Source organism: Pseudomonas fitomaticsae (assembly GCF_021018765.1).
Taxonomy (GTDB): domain Bacteria; phylum Pseudomonadota; class Gammaproteobacteria; order Pseudomonadales; family Pseudomonadaceae; genus Aquipseudomonas; species Aquipseudomonas fitomaticsae.
Map to the genome: position 1 here is coordinate 2,516,933 of NZ_CP075567.1, position 19,647 is coordinate 2,536,579.

A 19,647-nucleotide genomic window follows, 5' to 3' on the forward strand; every position below is an offset into this window, starting at 1 on the left:
CCATGAGCGGGTTTTTTTATGCCCGGAGAAAGGCCATGACCCAGCAATCCAGCCGCCTGGATATCATCATAGATTCGCGGCAGGCACAGCGTAATGGTGAGCAGCTTCGTATTACCCTGAACAACCTTGTTGTGGTTGGTGATCAGGCTGCCAACTCCATGTCTGGAGCTGGCTCGGCGGCTCGCGCTGCCGGTACTGCCTTTGCTGCTCTTGGGGCTGGGCGGGTTGTGAGCGAAATCATCCGCTTGACCGATGCTTTCAAGTCCATGCAGGGCTCCTTGGCCCTAGTAAGTTCGTCGACTTCGGTAGCGAGCGATTCATTCCAAAAGCTGCTGACGATGGCGAACAACACCGGCAGCTCTCTGGAGTCGACCGTCAGTCTGTTCACTAGACTGTCAAATGCCACCCGAGGCGCCGGCTACACCACCGAGCAGTTGCTTGGCGTAACCGATGCCATCAACAAGGCGTTCGTAATTTCCGGCGCCACCATGCAGGAGGCTTCGAACGCCGCGATTCAGCTATCCCAGGGCTTGGCTTCTGGCACGCTTCGCGGCGAGGAACTGAACTCTGTTATGGAGCAGGGGCCACGCATCACCCGTGCGCTGGCAGAGTACCTGGGCGTAACTAACGGCCAGATTCGCCAGATGGCTGCTGACGGCAAGATCACTGCTGAGGTTGTTACCAATGCGCTTCTCAAGTCTCTGACTTCGCTGAACTCGGAGCTTGATCGCATGCCGCGCCGGTTCGAGCAGGCATCGACCGCACTGAAAAACAACTTCCTTGCTGCTGTCGGTCAGATCGACATTAATCCTTTGATAAGTTCCGTCGATGCTCTTGCAACGTCGCTGACCAAGCCCGAGGTTATTAACGGTATTCAGGCAATTGCTACCGGCCTGGGCAATGTTGTAGCGGTCGGAGGGGACGGCCTGAAAGCAGTAGTCACCAATACTGACGCACTTATGGCGATCACTGGCGCCTACGCGACAAAAGTCGGTGTTGGCCTGGTTGGCTCGCTTGCGTTGGCAACAAAGGCGCGCATCGATGGGTTGGCGGCTACTCAGGCTCAAATCATTGCCGAGCGGCAGGCGACGGTTTCAGCTTCGACCGAAGCCGTAGCTATTCAGAGTGTGGCCGTCGCTTCGTCTGAGGCGGCGCTGGCGCGGGCTATTTACGCGCGCAGCGAGGCTATGGCGACAGCGCAGACTGAAATTTCGAACGTCAAGCAATTGAAGGCAGTGGCTGCACAACTGGCCGCCGATCGCCAGCTTGAAGTTCAGCGTATGCAAGCGCAAATCAACAATACCGGACTTGCGGCTTCGCACACCCGATTGGCCGAAATTCGCACCTCCGAAGCGGCGATCACATCCCAGCTAACCGCCGCAGAGGGGCGCTTGGCAGTAGCTCGACAGGCTGAACTGGCTACGGGCGCGGTAGTTGGACAGCAGACGGTTGCGCTGAACGCTGCGCGCACTGAAGGCGCAGTACTTCTTGCAGCACAGACGGCGGCTCAGAACGCGCTTAATGTTGCGGAGTCGCGAGGCGCGATAGCTCGCTCGGCTGGAGCGGCTGCCATGGCGGCACTGGGCGGGCCGATGGGACTGGTCACGCTTGGTCTTGCGGCATTGGCCGGCGGGGCGATCTACCTCGCCTCCAGCAACGATACTGCGACGAAATCGTTAATAGACCAAGGCTTGGCGCTGGAAGATCAGATCGAAAAATTCAAACGACTGAACGCAGAGCAGAAGCAATTCCAGGCCTCCAGTTGGATGCGTGACCAGAAGAAAGAGGCTGAGGAGGCGGCCGATGCCCTTGAGTCGTATAAGAACACGGCAATAACCGGTCTATCCCTTACAGGCGAGTCGGCTGGCGTATCAATGCGTCAATTCAAAAGCTTGTTCGAGGAGGTCGGAAATGGCCAGAAGCCGCTAGCCGATCTGACCACCTGGCTTGGCAATAACACCAAGCTGTCCGCCGAATACAAAACGCAACTGATCGGCTTGGCCAATACCTACTCCACTAGCAACGAGGCATCTCAGCGCTATGGAGAACTGCTGGATCGTAGTAAGAACTCAGCTGATTCAGCCGCTGCTGCGACATCCGGCTTGGCGAAATCTCAGGCCGCCGTGGGCGCTTCGACAGAAAGCAATGCACAAGCTTGGGCAAAATACATTGAGCAACTGACCAAGACCCGCGACCTGGTTGGCGCGAACGCGGCGGCTGAGGCGGCGTACACCGCCATAAAGATGGGGGCCAGCGAATCGCAACAGGCTCAGGCCAAAGCCATCGCAAGCCAGACCGATCTGCTCAACAAGTACCAGGACGCGGTAAGGGAGAACAACAAGGTCGAGCAGGAGCGCCTGAAGGTTCTGCTAGTGGCGAGTTACACCGCCATGCAGGCAGCTGAGGATGCGGCTACTGCGCAGAAGAAGGCTCTGGACGATACGGCGAAAGCAGCTGAAGAAAGTGCGACCCGGCAAGTCAATGCGATGCAGCGGATTATCAACAAGTCGGTCAATCTGACCGCAGGGAAAAATCTACTGCTGGTTGATCAGCAGAAGCAGAATCTCAGCGGCTACGGGCTACTGACCAATGGTGGCACTGCGCCGGCCGCACCCTTGACGCCGAGAAAAACGCCTCAGCAATTGGCAGATGAGGCAACAGCACAAGTTATTACTGGCACCACGCCAAACAAGCCAACTAAGACACCAAAAGGTCCGAGCGAAAAAGGTGAGATGAGCGCCGCAATGAGCGCCTTCGATGCCCTCTACAAAAAGGCAGACCCGGCAGCACAGGCTGTTCGAGATCTGACTGAGGCACAGGAGAAGCTGCAGCTTGCCCTTTCGAAGGGGAAGATCACGCAGGAGCAATATGGTATTGCGCTTGGTCAGGCATCAAAGGATTACGCCGCAGTTATTGAAAAAAGTGGCGAGCTGAGCCAGGCCGAGCAGTATCGACTGCAGATCCAGAAGCAACTCCAAACCCAGCAGGAAGCTGCTAACCAAGCAGCCGCTGCTATTGGGCAGGGTACCGAGGAGGCACAACGAGCCTCGGAGCGACTGAAGCTTGAAAGCGATCACAACGACCGAATCCTTGATCTGCGTACCAAGCTTGCCAGGGCGTCAACTGACCAGCAGCGCAAGGATTTACAGGATCAGATCAATATCACCGAGGAGCTATTCCCGCAGCAGGTCGCAATCATGGTGAATGGCTGGGCCAAAGTGGATAAGGCTCAGGCCGACTGGTCGAACGGTGCAAGGTCGGCATTTCAGAACTATGCCGAGCAAGCTGCTGATGTGGCCGGCCAAAGCAAATCGCTATTCACCAATGCCTTCAGCAACATGGAAGACTCGATCGTAAATTTCGTGAAAACCGGGAAGCTGTCGTTCAAGGATCTGGCTGACGGCATCATTGCTGATCTGATCCGCATCCAGGTGCGCCAGGCGGCGGTGGGCATCTTCAGTACGCTGTTCAGCGGTTTCGCCGGGGCTGGCGCCTCGTCGGCGGCGAGTAACGGCTTCGCCGCTGGATCGTCTGCTGCAACTTCCTCGAGCCTCGGCGCATCGGCGGCGGGGTACAGCTCGAAGTTCGGCTTCTCCGACGGCGGATACACTGGAGATGGCGGAAGGTACGAACCCAAAGGAGTAGTTCATGGTGGCGAGTTCGTGGTCCGCAAGGACGTGGTTTCGCAGCCTGGAACTCGGGAATTCCTTGAGCGCATGAACGCATCAAGCAAAGGATACGCTGACGGCGGATTTGTAGGGTCAGCATCGAGCGCCAAGGATTACGGTGCAGCGTCAGGACCCGCCACACCCGGCACCGGCGTTGTCATTGAGCAAAGCTTTAGCTTTCAAGGTGCGCCCGACGAAGCAACCATAAACATGGTCAGGGAGGCCGCTATGCAGGGAGCGAAGGGCGGATACGAGATGGTCGTGCGCGACCTGAAAATGAATGGAACCATCCGCCAGCTGATCGCGCGGCGCTAAGCAATTTAAGGAGTACTGCATGGCTCTCACGTGGCCGGCTTCGTTGCGCCCGTCAGAAATGACGTGGGGCATCGTCAATAACAGCAGGGCGTTCACTTCGACATTGTCGAACGCCCAGCAAATCATCGGCTATCCGGGCGCCTACTGGCAGTGCACGCTGACCTTCGGATTGCTCACCAGAGCCCAGGAGCGCGAGTTGTCGGCGTTCCTGGGGCGGCTGGATGGGATGTTCGGTACGTTCAACCTTCCAGCCTTTACCCGGCTCCGGACGAACAGCATCGGCGCTCTGACGGTGGTTACTGGCACCGCTCAGGCGCGGTCGATTGTCATCGGCGGCGCAACGGCGAATGCGCCTGCTTTCAGCATTGGTGACTACATCACCATCGCCGGCGAGATGTTCGAGGTCACTGATCCGGCCTCAGCAAATGCGCAGGGTAGGGTGACCGTGCTGCTCAACAAGCGGATACGCAAGACGCTCGCGGCCGGTGCAGCTGTCGAGTACCTGAACCCTTACTCGGAAATGCGCATGACCTCCGATACCTGGGCAATGTCGATCAAGCCGGTCGTTTCCAACGGCTCATATCAATTCAGGGAGGCCTTCTGATGCCCTCAGCATTTCCGTTCAGCCAAAACGTGGTGAACATCATCGCCACCGGCCGATTCATGCCGGTGTACGCCGTGCAGCTCGACTTCGTCGACGGCATGGTCTTCGCGCACACCGGCACTGGTGACCTGGTGGTCGATGGCATCACCTATCAGGGGGTGGGCAACTTCGGCCAGGTCAGCCAGTCGCAGGAAAGCGACAACTCCGGCTCGCCTATGTCAGTCGAGCTCACTCTCAGCGGCCTGGATGCCTACATCCTCTCAGAGACGAACGTGCGTGGCTGTCGCGGCCGAATGGCCAAGGTCATGTTCGTGGTGTTCGATGAAGCCGGCAACTACGCGGCTGACATCCTGTTTTCCGGCCGGATGGATGCGGCCAAGTTCTCGTTCGCCGGCAACGGCCAGGACGGCAACAGCATCACCGTCCCCGTGGTTGATCGGATGGCCGAGTGGAGCCGTACCGGTACCGAGCGCTTCACCGACGAAAACCACCGCGCGCGCCACGACGGCGACCGGTTCTTCTACGCCATCGCCCAGATGTCCGAGTGGCCCATCTACTGGGGCTCGAAGAAGGACGCACCCACATTCACCTATGGAAGTTAGCCATGCGCTACCGAGACTGGACAACTCGTCTGAACGACGTGATCAAGGCCGCCCAAGAGCGGCCTTTTTCATGGGGCGAATTTGACTGCTGTCTGTTCGCTGCTGACTGCACGGCGGCGATTTGTGGCGTCGATCCGGCCGAGAACTATCGCGGCAAATATACGACCGAGACTGGTGCCAAGCGTCAGCTGAAGAAGCAACACGGCAGCCTTGAGGCTGCGTGGGATGCGCATTTCGCGCGCGTCCCGCTGGCCTTCATTCAGCGAGGTGACGTGGTGCTGTACGACGCCCCCGGCGGCCGGAGCATGGCTGTTTTCTGGGCTGGCGATTATTGGGCAACAACCGACGACGGCGCAGCCCGTGTCATTTGCGAGCCAATGGCCGCGTGGAGGGTTGAATGAGCGGCGGCGTCAGAAAACTTGCCTCGGTTGTGGTCGGTGCAGTTGTTGGTTTTGCCCAGGGTGGCCCGTGGGGCGCGGTAGCTGGCGCTGCGCTGGCCTTCTACGCATCGGAGCAGCAGGAAAAGCTCAACACCAAGTCGCCACTGCGCGACAACGAGCCTTCGGCGCAGACCGTGCGGTCGTCGAAGGCGCCCGTTCGCTTCATCCTTGGCCGCGTTTCCACCGGCGGCGTGCTGGTCTGGGCTCAGGAGCAGGTAGGTGCGCAGGGGGAGGGCGAATGGCTTCACCTGGTGTACGTGTTGTGCGAAGGCCCTATAACTGCACTTGAAAACATCTACCTTGGCGAAGAGGAGATCAGTTCGTTCGGCGCATCCGCGACCTATGAGCTGGTGGTCAACCCAACTCAGGTGAACGCCTTCCTGAAGGCTAATTGCCCAGACTGGAAGGACAGCCAGATCGGCCGAGGCTTGTCCTTTGTTCGGGTTTCGCTGCAGTACAGCGCGGAAAAATTTCCGTCGGGTATCCCTGACACCCGTTTCGTGGTACGCGGTCGGAACGACATCTACGACCCGCGCACCGGCACCGCCGTTTACAGTGCCAATACCGCACTGCACCTGCTCTGGTTCCTGCGTGCCCGCTGCGGCGTGCCGGACGACGAGATTGTGTTCGAGACGTTCGCCAGCGCGGCAAACGTGAGCGACGAAGCTCTGACCAATGCTGACGGTTCCACCAGCCAGCGCTATCGTACTGGTTGCGTGATTGGCGCGGACGAGCAGCGCACCGGCGTGCTGCAGAAGCTGGAAGCGGCTTGCGGTGGCCACCTGATCCGTGTCGGCGGCCGCTGGATGCTTCAGGCGGGCGCTTACTACGGACCGTACGATTTCGAGATCACGGAGGACATGGTGATCGGCACGGTCACCGGCAGCACTGAGCCGACCAACGACTCGGCAATCAATACGGTGCGGGGCACGTTCATTGATCCGTCGCAGTCTTGGACGGAAACCGACTACCCGGAGGTCAGTGTCGCGGAGTGGATCGTAGAGGACGGCGGCGAGGCGGCAGAAACGCTGACCTATTCCTACGTCACCGATCCGTATCAGGCTCAGCGTCTTGCGAACATGGAGTTGCGCCGTCGGCGCGCTGGCGGTGCGATCAGCATTCCGATGAACTTCGCCGGCTACAACTGCCGGCCGGGTCGCGTGGTGCGGGTCAACTTGCCGTCGCTGAACATCCTGGGCGAGTTCATCGTTTCGGATTGGTCCATGGGCGACAGCGAAGGCTGCAACGTCCAGGTCAAGCAATACGAGGCGGCGATCTTCGATGACGCCGTAGGCCAGCCATACAACCCGATCGGCTTTATCAACCTGCCGGCCGGCGGTCTCGGTACGCCGAGCGCGCTGACGTGGACGCAGGACACCACGGCGGAGGTAACGCAGGGCGTCCTGTCTTGGCTTCCACCTACGGGCATCGTGAAGGAATACATCGTCATCGTCCGCCAAGGTTCGACGGCGATTCAGTCGCACAACGTGCCGGCCACTTCGACGGAGATCGCCATAAACGGTCTTCCGTCTGGCAACTACACAATGAGTGTGGCCGCAGTCGGGCCAATGGCGCGTTCCGGTGAGGCGACGATCACCGTCAGCATCAACGGGCCGCCCATTCCAGAAAGTTGCGTGGTTCAGTCCTCGATCGACAACATCGTGCTGATCCCGAGCAACTCGCAAAACGGTTTGAACGGCGGCACCTACGAGTACTTCTTCAGTACCTCGCCGACGGCAACGTCAGCGGATGCCGAATATCTCGGTCAAGGCCTGACATTCACCCACACGGGGCTCGGCTTCTGGACCAACTACTACTACTTCATCCGCTCATCGAACGCCTATGGAAAAAGCGCTTTCCTGTATGTGCCGGCTCAGACTTCGAATGACGTATCTGCCTATCTCGCGGCATTGGCCGGCAAAATTGGTCGCACAGAACTTGGGCAGGACATCCTTGATGAAATCGACAAAATTCCTGGGCTTCAGGATCAAATCGACGCACTGGACGGGCTGAAGACTTACAACCCGGAAGACACCTACGAGGAATACGACCTTGTTGTGGTCGGCAAGCGGATCTACCAGGCCACCGGCCCGGTACCGACCGATACGCCGCCACCGAATCCCGCCTACTGGCTGGACGTTGGCGAGACGGTTCAGACGGCAAACGGCCTTGCTCAACAGGTAGCGACCAACACCGCCGAGATCACGGAGCTCGACGGCGTGGTCACTGCCCAAGCGACTGCGGTTCAGGCTCTGCGCGCCTCATGGCGCGAGGATGACGGGGAGGGCGATCTGAGCGGTGCGCTGAAGGAGTGGGGCAGTACGGCAGCGATAGCGAGCGAGGACAGGGTTCGCTCATCGGAAAACATGGCAACCGCCAGATCCGTGAAGACCTTGACGGCGGAAGTTGGTGAAAACTCTGCGTCGGTAACCGAACTGCGCCAAGTGGTTGCCACAGACAAAGAGGCCACCGCTCAGGCAATCACCCAGGTCAACGTAAAGGTCGGTGAGAACACCGCCGCCATTCAAGAGACCTCGACTGCCTACGCCGACACCAGCGGCAAGTTGTCGACCATGTGGTCTGTGAAAATGCAGGTCGCGGCGGATGGGAAGTACATTGCTGCCGGTATCGGCCTCGGTATCGAGAACACCGGCGCCGGCCTGCAGAGCCAGTTCCTGGTTGCTGCGGATCGATTCGCCATTGTGAACAGCATCGCCGGCGGAGCAATTGCTGTGCCGTTCGCGGTTGAGGGCGGCCAAGTCTTCATCAACACATTGCTCGTGAAGGATGGATCGATTGGTAACGCAAAGATCGGCTCGTTCATCCAATCGGACAACTACATTGCTGGAACACTGGGTTGGCGTCTGGATAAGGCAGGAAATTTGGAATTCAACGGCCCAGCGCCAGGTGGTGGCAGGCTGACTATGACCAATCGCGCCATTAAGGTTTTTGACCAGAATGGCGTGAAGCGGGTACAGCTGGGGGATCTCGACGCATGACTTATGGAGTTCACGTCTTCGACGAAAATGGTCAGCTCATCATGAACACCAACAGCTTTACCTACCAAGTTCTCTGGCAAGGAGTGCTTGATTTCAGCACGTCAGCCTCAAGCCAAACTGTGATAATTCCTGGATTCAATCCGGCTACCTGCGTGTTCATGATGATTCCGACAAGGGTGCAGGATGTTCAATCCTCGGAAGCTGACGGGTCTGGAAATCAGAAGTCCTACCCCTACGTCACTACCGCCGCAGGGCAGGTCGTCGTCACACCATATAACCCGTCTTCAACAACAGGCTCGACTGCCTCAAGGGTCATTGCCAAGGGTTACGCTGTGAGGTTTGCATGAGTGGTTATGGCTTTCAAAGCATCAATGACAACGCGTTCGTGCAGATTGATTCTGATGCTCCCCGGCTTTGTTTGCTCACCAAGGGAACCTATTCAGGCGTAACTTCTGCAACCGGGGTGTTTGCTCGGGCGGTGACAAGCGTGGATCCACCGATCGTCTTCATCCGGCCGGATGTTTCCGGTGGGATTCAGGTGCCGATTTCGGTCTGGTTCACCGGCGGTGCGGGTAACTGGACCGGTTTCACGATGCTGGCTTCGAACGTCAACAGCACGCTGAGCGGTCAGTATTTTGTGGCGGCCTGGGCTTCCATGGGGACTGCTGCTTATGGAATGCGTCTGTGGGATCAGAACGGGGCACTGGTTTACGACAGCGGTGCGCCGGCGGTCGTCGTGACCTTCGCGGCCGGGAACTGGACTTACCTCGGAAACGAAGTGCTCACCGCCGGTCGTCGGTACTTTTGGGGAATCAACAAAGCGCTCGGCCCTGGGGAGTTCGTGTCTCTGAATCCCTTCACGATGAACTGTCACAATGCCTCATCCGGAGGTGGCTGCGCGCTGGGCGTCGACTATGCCAACGGTCGAATCATGATGTACAGCCTGGCCTCAAACGCCTGGACCGATCAGGGCCACCGGCCATTTCTCTGCGCCAAGTTACTGGCCTGACTCCCAACTTTCTGGAGATACTCGATGCCCTGGTACAAAACCGGGACGGTTTCTGTCGTCCAAAATTCCAATGCTGTACTCGGAGCGGGCACGGCATTTATTGCGAACGCCCGGGTGGGTGATGCGTTTCGCGGGCCAGACGGTGGCTGGTACGAAGTCATCAACATTGCCAGCGATACTGCCCTGTCGATCGCGCCGAATTATCAAGGCGCGACCAACGCAACCGGTGTTTACGCGCTGGCGCCCATGCAGGGTTACGTCAAGGATTCGGCCGATGCGTTGCGGGCCCTGGCGAATCAGTTCGGCGGCGTCATGGCCGTTCTCGGCGAAACTCCAACGCAGGCGGGCGTTCGTGCTGCATTGAACCTGTCCAATACTGACGGCCTTCCAGAGGGTACAACCAACCTCTATCACAGCTCGGCGCGCACCCTGGAAACAGCGCTCGCCGGTCTCAACCTTGCGGATTCAACAGCGGTGGTTTCGACCGACTCGGTGTTGGTGGCCGCGGGGAAGTTGCAGGCTCAAGTCTCGGCGGCCTTGCCGAAAGCGGGCGGAACGCTTACCGGGCCGATCAACGATGCTCCAATCCAGCCGCTGGTCTCGGCTGCAACCGTGAACATTGGCGCGTCGACTTCCAACGTGATCGCGATCAGTGGAACCACGACCATTACCGGCTTCGGTACTATCGCGGCTGGTGCTCGGCGGACACTCAGATTCACCAGCGCGCTCGTTCTGACACACAACGTAAACTCGCTGATCCTCCCCACCGGCGCCAATATCACGACCGCTGCCAACGATTCTGCTGAATTCCTGAGTTTGGGTGGCGGTAACTGGTTATGCCTGCGCTACAACCTGGCGAGCGGGAAGGCCCTGACGTTCGCTTATGACCGGTCGAACATAGTCGGCACGGTGAGTCAAACCAGCGGAGTTCCAACTGGAGCGATCGTTGAGGCCGGCTCGAGTGCTAACGGGCAGTACACGAAGTTTGCGGATGGCACCATGATTTGCCGCCTGCTGGTCACTGGACTGTCGATCGCGATGAACCAGGGATATGGCAGTGGAACCGTGGGCACCGTCAACTGGGCGTTTCCGGCTGCGTTTGTTTCAACGCCGCCGGGGCTGACGCTTGGGGTAAGAGGAGCAGGAAAATTCACTACCACCTCTCCAGCTGATGCTTCTTCGGCAACCCTTGGTTCGTATTTGGTGTTCGACCCTGCTGGGACGACCTACACCGGTTCATTTAACTGTTTTTTCATGGCCGTAGGGCGGTGGTACTGATGAAAATCAATCTCTCTCCACAGCGCCGCGATGACACTCTTGAGTTGTCGCGCGCTGGCGCGGTGCTGACCGTCAATGGTGAGGCGTTCGACTTCTCTCCAATGGCTGACGGTGACACGCTGCCGGCATCTGCAATCAGCTCGCCGTGGATTGCCGGTGAGGTGAGTAACATCGCTGGCGAACTTGAACTGACGCTGCTTCTTCCGCTGCCGGTCAACTTCAGCCCGGAGCAGGCGTTTCCCGAACCACTGCTCAATGTTCCGGATGGACCAGTGGCCTTGCCACAGCCATTGCCAGCGCCCGATACAGCGCAGGCCGGAGGGTTTGAAGCATGAACATCGATTGGTCCCAGCTCATCACCAAATCAATGAAGGACGCCGCCGAGCAGGCCGCTCAGCTGTCGGCAGCCAAAGCCGAACTGTCCTCTCGTAACACCAGAGCGCTCGCACAGATCTCCCGCATCCAGGAGCGTATCGACACCATCGGTTACGGCATCGACGCGGGCGAGGCCACCCCAGAAGACGAAGCCGAGCAATCCGCATTGCTGGTCGATCTGAAGGCGTGGAAAAACTACAAGTTTGCCTTGGGCAAAGTCACGGTACAGCCGGGCTGGTACGCGGCGCCGGTATGGCCCGCCGAGCCGAAAGTGCCCGTAATCGTGGCCGACCCACAGACAGTGGCTGCCGATCTCATCTGAATTCAAGCAGCGCGACGCGCCCGCCATCGAGCGGGTATTTTTTTGCCTGGAGAAAACCATGCCGATCAACCAGCAGCAACTGCTGCAAATCCTCCCGAATGCCGGCGCCAAAGCCGGCCTTTTTGCACCCGCTCTCAATACGGCGATGCAGCGTTACCAGATTGTTGGCACCAAGCGCGTTGCCGCGTTCATCGCCCAGACCGGCCATGAGTCTGGCCAGTTGCGGTATGTCCGGGAGATCTGGGGGCCGACCCCGGCCCAGTCCCGGTACGAGGGGCGCGCCGACCTGGGCAACACCGTTCCGGGTGACGGCCGAAAGTATTGCGGCCGTGGCCTGATCCAGATCACTGGCCGGGCGAACTATGCCGCGTGCGGCGAGGCGCTGGGCCTCGACCTGATCAATCAGCCTGAACAGCTCGAGCTGCCCCAGTACGCCGCGATGTCGGCGGCGTGGTTCTGGAAGCAGAAGGGGCTGAACGAGCTGGCTGATCGCGATCAGTTCAACACCATCACCCGGCGTATCAACGGCGGGCTGAACGGTTTGGAGGATCGGCTTGCGCTGTGGGAGAAGGCGCGGGCGGTGTTGGCATGACCGTCCCGTGGAGGTTGATCGGCGTTGTGATGCTGGCGCTGACCGCCGGGGCTGGAGCTTGGAAGTTTCAGGACTGGCGCTACGGCAAACAGCTGGCGGATCAGGCCCGGCTGCACACCGAAACGCTCAATCAGCTGACCATGGCCGCTGCCACCGCGCAGCAGGCCGAGCAGGATAAGCGGCTCGCGCTCGAGCAGCGGCTGGCGACCAGTGACAAAACCCACACCGAGAAAATGACCAATGCTCAAAAAGCCCAGGCTCTTCTGCGCGATCGCCTTGCCACTTCTGATTTGCGGCTGTCAGTCCTCCTCGACGCAGGTTCAACCGGTGGCTGCTCGGTGCCTGCCACCACCGGCGCCGTCGGCGTGGTTCATGGCCCCGTACGAGCCGAACTTGACCCAGCGCATGCTCAACGAATTGTCGCCATCACCGATGAAGGTGACCGGGGATTGATCGCTTTGCAGGCGTGTCAGGCGTACGTGAAGGAGGTCAGCTCTCGCGGTCCCGCGCCTCCCTGAGAAGGCGCTGGTTTTCCTGGAAGAGGTGCGTGTTCTGGTGCTTGATGTCATTCAGCGCGCGAAGCTGGCTTGAAAGCTCGGTAGTTTGAGACTGAAGGCGAACCACATCGGAACGGGCTGCCAGTAGTTGCTTCCGCAGTGCGTCACGGTCTTGGCTGGCCTCGGTATTCATCTCGACCAGCTTGAAGATCCGCTCCCGCTCTTCCCGGAGCTGTCGGTTCAATTCCTCGAATTCATTTTCGTAGAGCCTGAGTTGTTGCTGGCAAGTTTCGAGCGGCGTCGGGCAGCCTAGCCAGTCGTCGGTGTTTTCGATTTCGGAGGGATCCACGGGAGTGCCTTGCGCTGTACTGTTTGGATATACAGTAATCGAGGCGCGACAGGCGGGCGAGGGTGAGGCGACGAGCTGTAGGATTTTGGATTGGTGTTCGGTCGGCAGAACGCCGGAGGAGGGTTGCGTGACTTTTGCGTGACTCTGTCACGCACTTATAGGCGCTTGTGGACATTCGGTTGCAGCGAGCTCCAGTAAAAGCGGCCTTTTAACAAAGTCTTACGATGGTGATGCGTGCATGGGGTGCTAGGGGTCGAGTGTTCGAATCACTCCGTCCCGACCATATAATTCAATGACTTAGCCCAACTCTAGCGAGTTGGGCTTTTTCATGCGCAGTGACTTTTGCAGGGAGACCAGTTTCCTCTTCAATAAGGTCAGGCACTCAAGCCGATCATCCAGATCGGCTTTTTTGTGCCCGCACAAAACTACCCGCTGATCTCACTGACAGACACCCAGCGCCGCTCCTCAGCCGCGACCCGAATCGCCGTCGCCAGCCGCTCCACTTCAAACGCTTCCTCGAAATCAGTCCCGGTTTGCCCATCCCCGGCCAGCGCCATGATCAGCTCATGCACTTCCAGCGTCTTCAGCTCGTTGTAACCCAACTGATGCCCCGGCGCCGGGCTGAACGCGGCGTAACCTGGCAAGTCCGGTCCGGCCAGTAAACGCTGGAAGCCGCCCTGGCCGGCGCGACACAGGTGTAGCTCGTTCAGGCGCTCCTGGTCGAACGCCAGGGTGCCTCGGGTGCCGCTGATCTCGAAGCTCAGATGATTCTTGTAGCCGTGCTTGAGCCAGCTGCTGCTGAAGGTGCCGCGCGCGCCGCTGGCAAAGCGCAGCAGAGCATGGGTCTGATCGTCGACCGCAATGCAGCGTTGTTCCTGGCTGCCGTTTGTAGTCGGGCGCTGGCCATGGACGGTCTGGGAATCGGCGCACACCGCTTCGACATCACCCAGCAGGTAGCGCGCCATGGCGAGCAAGTGACTGCCCAGATCCGCCAGTGCCCCACCGGCATGTTCGGGTTCGCAGCGCCATGACCAGGGGGAGGCTGGATCAGCCATGAAGTCTTCGCTGAACTCACCTTGAAAACTGATGATCTCGCCGAGCTCGTCACTCAGGATCAGCTCGCGTGCCAGGCCGATGATCGGGTTGTGCTGGTAGTTGTAGCCGACCCGAGTGACGACGCCGGCATGCTTCGCCGCCACGTGCATGGCATGAGCTTGTTCGAGATTCACCGCCAGCGGCTTTTCGCAGTACACCGGTTTGCCAGCAGCAAGCGCGGCCATGGCCATCGGGTAGTGCAGGTGGTTGGGAGTGGTGATGGCGATCAGGTTGACCTTGGGGTCATCGATCAATCGCTGCCAATCGCCATGGGCCTGCTCGAAGCCCCAGGCGGTGGTGCAGGCTTGTGCGCGTGCGGGATCGGCGTCAGCCAGGGCGGCCAGGCGAAGGGTGAAGGGCAATTCGAATGCCCCGCTGACATTACGAAACGCCAGGGCGTGGGCGCGCCCCATGAAGCCCGTGCCGATAAGGCCGATTCCGAGTTCACGCATGACAGGATCCTTTGAGTTCTTGTTTTCAGAGATCCTGTTTATAGAATAAATATTCCTTTCATTCAAATAATGGAATAAATATTTTGAGTTGTTGCGCTGGCCGCCTGAGTGTCGAAACGACAGTCAGTCTTCAAACCCGACCTGCTCGTGAATCTCGTCCACCTTCAACTCCAGTCGATAGGCAACGGCGATAAACAGCGCCTGGCACAGGCACAAGGTCGCACTCAAGGAGCGGAACGCAAACGAACTGCCTTCATTGACCAGTAGCAGGGTGTTGGCACGCTTTGCCAGCGGCGAAAGATTGCTGTCAGTGATGATCAGGGTTTTCGCCTGATGGTGCTGGGCGATGCGCAGGCAGTGCTGGGTTTCCTTGCCGTACGGCGTGAAGCTGATGGCGATCACCAGGTCATTGGCGCGCACGCTGCGCATCTGCTCGCGATAGCTGCCGCCGAGGCCCGAGACCAGGTGGATGCGCTTGTTGGTGTGTTGCAGGTTGTAGACCAGATAGTCGGCCACCGCGAACGAGCGTCGCACGCCGACCACATAGATATTGTCGGCATTGACCACCAGGTCCACAGCCTTTTCGAAGGCCTGGTCATCGAGCTCCTGCCCCAGGCGTTCGATGCCCGACAGGGTGGCGTCGATGCATTCGCGGGCCAGATCGCCGCCGCTGGCTTTCTGCGACTTGTTGGCGATCATGCTGCGAATGCGCTGCTGGTAGTTCTGCACCGGCGTGGCTTTGTGGGTATACGCCTCGCGGAACAGCGCCTGCATTTCACTGAACCCGCTGAAACCGAATCGCTGGGAAAACCGCACGATGGCCGACGGATGCACTTCGCACTCGCGGGCGATGTCGCTGATACGGTCGACCATGATCCGGTCGCTTTGCTGGCTCATGTAACTGGCGATGCGTTTGAGCTGGCGCGGCAGGCTTTCGTATTCACGGGTGATGAGCTGCAGCAGGCGCTCGGCATTGATCGGGGGGCTGGCAAGATCGCTCTCGGGCGTGTTCTCGGCGGTACCCGGCTGATCGGTGCTGGACATAAATAATCCTTCTGGCTTGTTCTTATAGGGACGGTTTTACGTTTCGTCCCCTGACAATAGGTTGGCTGTGCGCAGTCTACAGGCTCGGCCCGGACAAAATCTTGGGCTTGCGCCAGTGCGATGCCTGCTGAAACGATGCACTGCCTCTGGAGCGCCCGCACTGAAGTTTATTGGAAAAAATATTCCACGTGAAAAATAATTGGAATATTTATTGATTGTTCGATCCGGCTCGTTTTAGTCTGCATCCACCAAGAGTGTCCGGCGCGGTCACCGCGTAGGGCACAGGCTGATAAAAATAACAGGAGCCAGCATGGGCCAGACTCGTTTTGCCAGTGGACGTCAATTGGATCTGATTTGCCTCGGACGCCTCGGCGTCGACCTCTATGCGCAGCAAGTCGGGGCACGGCTGGAGGATGTGAGCAGCTTCGCCAAATACCTCGGCGGCTCCTCCGCCAACATCGCGTTCGGCACCGCCCGGTTGGGGCTCAGGTCGGCGATGCTGAGCCGGACCGGCGACGATCACATGGGGCGTTTCCTGATCGAGTCACTGGCCCGTGAAGGCTGCGATGTCAGCGGCATCAAGGTCGATCCGCAGCGACTGACCGCCATGGTGCTGCTCGGTCTCAAGGATCGGGAAACCTTTCCCCTGGTCTTCTACCGTGAAAATTGCGCCGACATGGCGTTGCGGGCCGAAGACATCAGCGAAGCCTTTATCGCCTCCAGCAAAGCGTTGCTGATCACCGGCACCCATTTCTCCACCGACGGCGTCTACAAGGCGAGCATCCAGGCGCTGGAGTACGCCGAAAAGCACAACGTCAAACGGGTGCTGGACATCGACTACCGCCCGGTCCTGTGGGGGCTCGCCGGCAAGGCGGACGGCGAAACCCGTTTCGTTGCCGATCAGAATGTCACCCAGCATGTGCAGAACATCCTCCCGCGTTTCGATCTTGTGGTCGGGACGGAAGAAGAGTTCCTGATGGCCGGCGGTTCAGAGGATTTGCTCAGCGCCCTGCGCAATGTCCGGCGACTGAGCGCGGCAACCCTGGTGGTCAAACTCGGTCCGCAAGGTTGCACGGTGATTCACGGGGATATTCCGGCGCGTCTTGAAGACGGCACGATTTATCCCGGCGTGCGAGTCGAGGTGCTGAACGTACTGGGCGCCGGCGATGCGTTCATGTCGGGTTTCCTCAGCGGTTGGCTGGAGGACGCCAGCGACGAGCGTTGCTGCCAGTTGGCCAATGCCTGCGGTGGTCTGGTGGTGTCGCGTCATGCCTGCGCGCCGGCGATGCCGACCCGGGCCGAGCTCGATTACCTGTTCAGCAGCCCGGTGCCGATTACCCGTCCGGATCAGGACGTCACCCTGCAACGCCTGCATCAGGTCAGTGTGCCGCGCAAACAGTGGAAGCAACTGTTCATCTTTGCCTTCGACCATCGCGGGCAACTGGTGGAACTGGCCCAGAAGGGCGGACGCGACCTCGGCGCCATCGGTGAACTCAAGCAACTGTTCATCAAGGCCGTGGAACGGGTCGAAAGCGATTTGCGCGAGCAGGGCATCGAGGCCGATGTCGGGCTGCTGGCGGATCAGCGTTTCGGTCAGGACTCACTGAACGCGGCCACCGGTCGTGGCTGGTGGGTGGCGCGGCCGGTCGAGGTGCAGGGTTCGCGGCCGCTGGCCTTCGAGCACGGGCGTTCGATCGGCAGCAACCTGATCGCCTGGCCGCAAGAGCAAATCATCAAATGCCTGGTGCAATTCCACCCGGACGACGAACCGATGCTGCGGCTGGAACAGGAAGCGCAGATCAAGGCGCTGTATCAGGCCTCGCAAGTCAGCGGTCATGAACTGCTGCTGGAAATCATCCCGCCCAAGGATCACCCCTCACCGCATCCCGACGTGTTGTATCGCGCGCTCAAACGCCTCTACAACCTGGGCATTTACCCGGCGTGGTGGAAGATCGAAGCGCAAAGCGCCGAGGAATGGCAACAGCTCGACGCACTGATCCAGGCGCGCGATCCCTATTGCCGGGGCGTGGTGCTGCTGGGCCTCAATGCCCCGGCGTCAGCGTTGGCCGAAGGGTTTCAGCAGGCCAGTCAGAGCCAGACCTGCCGCGGGTTCGCCGTGGGACGGACGATTTTTCAGGAACCGAGCCGCGCCTGGCTGGCCGGGGAGATCGATGACGAGACGCTGATCCGTCAGGTACAGGGCACCTTCGTCGAACTGATCGATGCCTGGCGTAGGGCCCGGGCCTGAGCCGCGGTTGAACATTCTAGAAATAACAATAAAAGGTGCAGCCATGCCCGCTATCCGAATTGGCATCAACCCGATTTCCTGGAGCAACGACGACCTGCCGTCCCTCGGCGGTGAAACGCCGCTGAGCACCGCCCTCAGCGAAGGCAAGGCCATCGGTTATGAAGGCTTTGAACTCAACGGCAAGTTTCCCAAGGACGCCAAAGGCGTTGGTGATGTACTGCGCCCGTATGACCTGGCGCTGGTGTCCGGCTGGTATTCCAGTCGTCTGGCGCGGCGTTCGGTGGCCGAGGAAATCGACGCGATTGCCAGCCATGTCGAGCTGCTGGCAAAGAACGGCGCGAACGTGCTGGTTTACGGTGAAGTGGCCGACTCCATTCAGGGCCAGCGAATTCCGCTGGTCGAGCGCCCGCGTTTTCACACCGAGCAGGCGTGGCAGCAATACGCCGACAAGCTGACCGAACTGGCGCGCTTCACCCTGTCACAAGGCGTGCGTCTGGCGTATCACCACCATATGGGCGCCTACGTCGAATCCCCGTCGGACATCGATACCCTGATGGCGCTGACCGGCAATGAAGTCGGGCTGCTGTTCGATTCGGGCCATTGCTACATGGGCGGCGGCGAGCCCTTGCAGGTGTTGCGCAAACACCTGTCGCGCATCTGCCACGTGCATTTCAAGGACGTGCGCAAACCGGTGGTGCAACTGGCGCGCAACAACCTGTGGAGCTTCCCCGACTGCATCATCAACGGCACATTCACTGTGCCGGGGGATGGTGATATCGACTTCGCCGAACTGCTGGACGTACTGCTGGCGGCCGATTACCACGGCTGGCTGGTGGTCGAGGCCGAGCAGGATCCGGCAGTGGCGCCGAGTTACGTCTACGCGAAGAAAGGCTTCGACACCTTGCGCGCGCTGCTCGACGAGAGGACCGCACGATGAGCCTGCTGGTCAAAAGCAATGCCCGTGGCCGGACCATGGTCGAGCTGGCTGAAGGTGAGCTGCAATACGTGGGATTCGCCGCCTATCGCTTGAGCCTGGGTGAAACCTTGCCTGTCGCAGCGGGCGACAAAGAGCTGTGCCTGGTGCTGCTCAGCGGTCGGGTCGGCATCCACGGCGAAGCACCGGGGCAGGGCGCCTTCAACTGGGACAACCTCGGCGATCGCCAGTCGGTGTTTGAAGACAAATCCCCGTTCGCCGCGTACCTGCCCCCCGGCAGTCAGGCGCAGGTGGTGGCATTGAGTGATGCGCAAGTGGCGGTCTGCGCCGCTCCTGGTTCGACCATCACGGACCTCGGCCCACGTCTGATCAGGCCTGAAACCATGAAGCGCAGCGTGCGCGGCAAGGGCGCCAACACCCGCTATGTCTGCGACATCCTGCCGGACAGCGAGCCGGCGCATTCGCTGCTGGTGGTGGAAGTGCGCACGCCGTCGGGGCATTCCTCGAGCTACCCGCCACACAAGCACGACACCGACGACCTGCCGCACCAGAGCTTTCTCGAAGAAACCTACTACCACCAGATCAACCCGCCCCAGGGTTTCGTGTTCCAGCGGGTCTACACCGACGACCGCAGCATTGATCAGGCCATGGCCGTGGAAAACAACGACCTTGTCGTTGTGCCCAAGGGCTATCACCCGGTCAGCGTGCCGTATGGCTACGAGTCTTATTACCTGAACGTGATGGCCGGGCCGAAACGCGTCTGGCAGTTCCATAACGACCCGCAGCACAGCTGGCTGCTGGACCTCTGAATTCCAACATTCGCA

General features: G+C 59.7%; 18 protein-coding genes. 15 read left to right on the forward strand and 3 right to left on the reverse strand.

What is annotated here, in order from left to right; translation table 11 throughout:
• Nucleotides 1-35: 35 nt before the first annotated feature.
• Genes KJY40_RS11475 through KJY40_RS11530 form a run of 12 tightly spaced genes read left to right on the forward strand, consistent with a single transcriptional unit; the run spans nucleotide 36 to nucleotide 12,722 of the window.
• The gene (locus tag KJY40_RS11475; protein WP_230736874.1) at nucleotides 36-3,983 is read left to right on the forward strand and encodes a phage tail tape measure protein; all 3,948 of its coding nucleotides are present in this window, start codon (nucleotides 36-38) and stop codon (nucleotides 3,981-3,983) included.
• A gap of 19 nt (nucleotides 3,984-4,002) precedes the next feature.
• Nucleotides 4,003-4,587 carry a hypothetical protein gene (locus KJY40_RS11480; protein ID WP_230736876.1) on the forward strand — a complete coding sequence of 195 codons (585 nt, stop codon included), beginning with the start codon at nucleotides 4,003-4,005 and terminating at the stop codon, nucleotides 4,585-4,587.
• Complete coding sequence (locus KJY40_RS11485) at nucleotides 4,587-5,189, forward strand: hypothetical protein (RefSeq protein ID WP_064588214.1); 603 nt, start codon at nucleotides 4,587-4,589, stop codon at nucleotides 5,187-5,189. The genes KJY40_RS11480 and KJY40_RS11485 overlap by 1 nt, the downstream gene beginning before the upstream one ends.
• Before the next feature lie 2 nt (nucleotides 5,190-5,191).
• Nucleotides 5,192-5,590, forward strand: coding sequence for a DUF6950 family protein (locus tag KJY40_RS11490; protein WP_230736878.1), 399 nt, complete (start codon nucleotides 5,192-5,194; stop codon nucleotides 5,588-5,590).
• Complete coding sequence (locus KJY40_RS11495) at nucleotides 5,587-8,628, forward strand: phage tail tip fiber protein (RefSeq protein ID WP_230736880.1); 3,042 nt, start codon at nucleotides 5,587-5,589, stop codon at nucleotides 8,626-8,628. The genes KJY40_RS11490 and KJY40_RS11495 overlap by 4 nt, the downstream gene beginning before the upstream one ends.
• A complete protein-coding gene (locus KJY40_RS11500) occupies nucleotides 8,625-8,975 on the forward strand; it encodes a hypothetical protein (protein ID WP_230736882.1) in 351 nt (116 codons plus the stop codon). The genes KJY40_RS11495 and KJY40_RS11500 overlap by 4 nt, the downstream gene beginning before the upstream one ends.
• Nucleotides 8,972-9,637, forward strand: a complete 666-nt coding sequence (locus KJY40_RS11505) for a hypothetical protein (protein WP_230736884.1) — start codon at nucleotides 8,972-8,974, stop codon at nucleotides 9,635-9,637. The genes KJY40_RS11500 and KJY40_RS11505 overlap by 4 nt, the downstream gene beginning before the upstream one ends.
• 24 nt (nucleotides 9,638-9,661) lie before the next feature.
• Nucleotides 9,662-10,915, forward strand: coding sequence for a phage tail protein (locus tag KJY40_RS11510; protein ID WP_230736886.1), 1,254 nt, complete (start codon nucleotides 9,662-9,664; stop codon nucleotides 10,913-10,915).
• Complete coding sequence (locus tag KJY40_RS11515; protein WP_230736888.1) at nucleotides 10,915-11,250, forward strand: hypothetical protein; 336 nt, start codon at nucleotides 10,915-10,917, stop codon at nucleotides 11,248-11,250. The genes KJY40_RS11510 and KJY40_RS11515 overlap by 1 nt, the downstream gene beginning before the upstream one ends.
• Complete coding sequence (locus tag KJY40_RS11520; RefSeq protein ID WP_230736890.1) at nucleotides 11,247-11,612, forward strand: phage tail protein; 366 nt, start codon at nucleotides 11,247-11,249, stop codon at nucleotides 11,610-11,612. Before KJY40_RS11515 ends, KJY40_RS11520 begins: the two co-directional genes overlap by 4 nt.
• 58 nt (nucleotides 11,613-11,670) lie before the next feature.
• Nucleotides 11,671-12,204, forward strand: a complete 534-nt coding sequence (locus KJY40_RS11525; protein WP_230736892.1) for a glycoside hydrolase family 19 protein — start codon at nucleotides 11,671-11,673, stop codon at nucleotides 12,202-12,204.
• The gene (locus KJY40_RS11530) at nucleotides 12,201-12,722 is read left to right on the forward strand and encodes a lysis system i-spanin subunit Rz (protein ID WP_230736894.1); all 522 of its coding nucleotides are present in this window, start codon (nucleotides 12,201-12,203) and stop codon (nucleotides 12,720-12,722) included. The genes KJY40_RS11525 and KJY40_RS11530 overlap by 4 nt, the downstream gene beginning before the upstream one ends.
• Here KJY40_RS11530 and KJY40_RS11535 read toward each other — a convergent pair.
• From KJY40_RS11535 to KJY40_RS11545, 3 genes are all read right to left on the reverse strand, one after another.
• Nucleotides 12,694-13,050, reverse strand: coding sequence for a hypothetical protein (locus KJY40_RS11535; protein ID WP_230736896.1), 357 nt, complete (start codon nucleotides 13,048-13,050; stop codon nucleotides 12,694-12,696). The two genes, KJY40_RS11530 and KJY40_RS11535, sit on opposite strands and share 29 nt — an antisense overlap.
• Before the next feature lie 425 nt (nucleotides 13,051-13,475).
• On the reverse strand, nucleotides 13,476-14,597 hold the full coding sequence (locus KJY40_RS11540) for a Gfo/Idh/MocA family protein (protein WP_230736898.1): 1,122 nt from the start codon (nucleotides 14,595-14,597) through the stop codon (nucleotides 13,476-13,478).
• 123 nt (nucleotides 14,598-14,720) lie between these two features.
• Entirely contained in the window at nucleotides 14,721-15,641 is a 921-nt protein-coding gene (locus tag KJY40_RS11545; protein ID WP_230736900.1) for a MurR/RpiR family transcriptional regulator, read from the reverse strand.
• A 310-nt stretch (nucleotides 15,642-15,951) separates the two neighbouring features.
• Here KJY40_RS11545 and KJY40_RS11550 point away from each other — a divergent pair, with 310 nt between their 5' ends.
• From KJY40_RS11550 to iolB, 3 genes are read left to right on the forward strand one after another with little or no spacing between them, the layout of a single operon-like run.
• Nucleotides 15,952-17,889, forward strand: coding sequence for a bifunctional 5-dehydro-2-deoxygluconokinase/5-dehydro-2-deoxyphosphogluconate aldolase (locus tag KJY40_RS11550; protein WP_230736902.1), 1,938 nt, complete (start codon nucleotides 15,952-15,954; stop codon nucleotides 17,887-17,889).
• 43 nt (nucleotides 17,890-17,932) lie between these two features.
• On the forward strand, nucleotides 17,933-18,826 hold the full coding sequence (gene iolE, locus KJY40_RS11555) for a myo-inosose-2 dehydratase (protein ID WP_007956043.1): 894 nt from the start codon (nucleotides 17,933-17,935) through the stop codon (nucleotides 18,824-18,826).
• Nucleotides 18,823-19,632 carry a 5-deoxy-glucuronate isomerase gene (iolB, locus tag KJY40_RS11560; protein WP_230736904.1) on the forward strand — a complete coding sequence of 270 codons (810 nt, stop codon included), beginning with the start codon at nucleotides 18,823-18,825 and terminating at the stop codon, nucleotides 19,630-19,632. Before iolE ends, iolB begins: the two co-directional genes overlap by 4 nt.
• Nucleotides 19,633-19,647: the final 15 nt, after the last annotated feature.

Bases quoted from the DNA above. Each gene is read 5' to 3' on its own strand.
- KJY40_RS11475 (WP_230736874.1), top strand. From the start codon at position 36: ATGACCCAGCAATCCAGCCGCCTGGATATCATCATAGATTCGCGGCAG.
- KJY40_RS11480 (WP_230736876.1), top strand. From the start codon at position 4,003: ATGGCTCTCACGTGGCCGGCTTCGTTGCGCCCGTCAGAAATGACGTGG.
- KJY40_RS11485 (WP_064588214.1), top strand. From the start codon at position 4,587: ATGCCCTCAGCATTTCCGTTCAGCCAAAACGTGGTGAACATCATCGCC.
- KJY40_RS11490 (WP_230736878.1), top strand. From the start codon at position 5,192: ATGCGCTACCGAGACTGGACAACTCGTCTGAACGACGTGATCAAGGCC.
- KJY40_RS11495 (WP_230736880.1), top strand. From the start codon at position 5,587: ATGAGCGGCGGCGTCAGAAAACTTGCCTCGGTTGTGGTCGGTGCAGTT.
- KJY40_RS11500 (WP_230736882.1), top strand. From the start codon at position 8,625: ATGACTTATGGAGTTCACGTCTTCGACGAAAATGGTCAGCTCATCATG.
- KJY40_RS11505 (WP_230736884.1), top strand. From the start codon at position 8,972: ATGAGTGGTTATGGCTTTCAAAGCATCAATGACAACGCGTTCGTGCAG.
- KJY40_RS11510 (WP_230736886.1), top strand. From the start codon at position 9,662: ATGCCCTGGTACAAAACCGGGACGGTTTCTGTCGTCCAAAATTCCAAT.
- KJY40_RS11515 (WP_230736888.1), top strand. From the start codon at position 10,915: ATGAAAATCAATCTCTCTCCACAGCGCCGCGATGACACTCTTGAGTTG.
- KJY40_RS11520 (WP_230736890.1), top strand. From the start codon at position 11,247: ATGAACATCGATTGGTCCCAGCTCATCACCAAATCAATGAAGGACGCC.
- KJY40_RS11525 (WP_230736892.1), top strand. From the start codon at position 11,671: ATGCCGATCAACCAGCAGCAACTGCTGCAAATCCTCCCGAATGCCGGC.
- KJY40_RS11530 (WP_230736894.1), top strand. From the start codon at position 12,201: ATGACCGTCCCGTGGAGGTTGATCGGCGTTGTGATGCTGGCGCTGACC.
- KJY40_RS11540 (WP_230736898.1), bottom strand. From the start codon at position 14,597: ATGCGTGAACTCGGAATCGGCCTTATCGGCACGGGCTTCATGGGGCGC.
- KJY40_RS11545 (WP_230736900.1), bottom strand. From the start codon at position 15,641: ATGTCCAGCACCGATCAGCCGGGTACCGCCGAGAACACGCCCGAGAGC.
- KJY40_RS11550 (WP_230736902.1), top strand. From the start codon at position 15,952: ATGGGCCAGACTCGTTTTGCCAGTGGACGTCAATTGGATCTGATTTGC.
- iolE (WP_007956043.1), top strand. From the start codon at position 17,933: ATGCCCGCTATCCGAATTGGCATCAACCCGATTTCCTGGAGCAACGAC.
- iolB (WP_230736904.1), top strand. From the start codon at position 18,823: ATGAGCCTGCTGGTCAAAAGCAATGCCCGTGGCCGGACCATGGTCGAG.